Consider the following 567-nt stretch of genomic DNA (forward strand, 5'->3'; position numbering starts at 1 on the left):
CAATGTGACCCGCTGGCCGTCGATGACGAATGCCCGGCTGTCGGGCAAGGTCGATGCGATCGTGGCCCGGGTGGATGGTGATGCGGTGCGCCGCCGCAAAAAAGAGCAGGCCGACCGCGAGATCTGGATCGGGCAGGACCAAGACGGCATCTCGCGTATCGAGGGCAGCCTGTTCAGTGTGGATGCCCACGCCCTGGATCAACGCCTGGCGAAGCTGGCGGCCACGGTGTGCGCCCACGACCCGCGCAGCGCCGCTCAGCGCCGCGCCGACGCCCTCGGGGCCCTGGCGGCCGGCGCCGATCGGCTGGGGTGTCGCTGCGCGCGGGCCGATTGTGCCGCCGGCGGGCGCCCGGGCGCTTCCCCGGTGGTCGTGCATGTGATCGCCGGGCCAGGCGAGACCGCCGCGGGCTGGGAGATGGGCGCGGATGGGTTGATCACCCCCGAACTTTTGGCCGAACTCGCCCAATCGGCCACGCTGGTGCCGCTGATCCATCCCGGTGATGCCCCACCCGAACCCGGCTACACCCCGTCGAAGGCGTTGGCCGATTTCGTGCGCTGCCGCGATCT

Annotated in this window: 1 protein-coding gene; it reads left to right on the top strand. The window is 71.1% G+C overall.

Going from position 1 to position 567, the window contains the following annotated elements:
* A partial coding sequence (locus tag A5791_RS23940) for a DUF222 domain-containing protein (protein ID WP_156661582.1) occupies window positions 1-567 on the top strand: 567 nt, incomplete at both ends.

This window comes from Mycobacterium sp. 852002-51163_SCH5372311 (assembly GCF_001667115.1).
Classification (GTDB): domain Bacteria; phylum Actinomycetota; class Actinomycetes; order Mycobacteriales; family Mycobacteriaceae; genus Mycobacterium.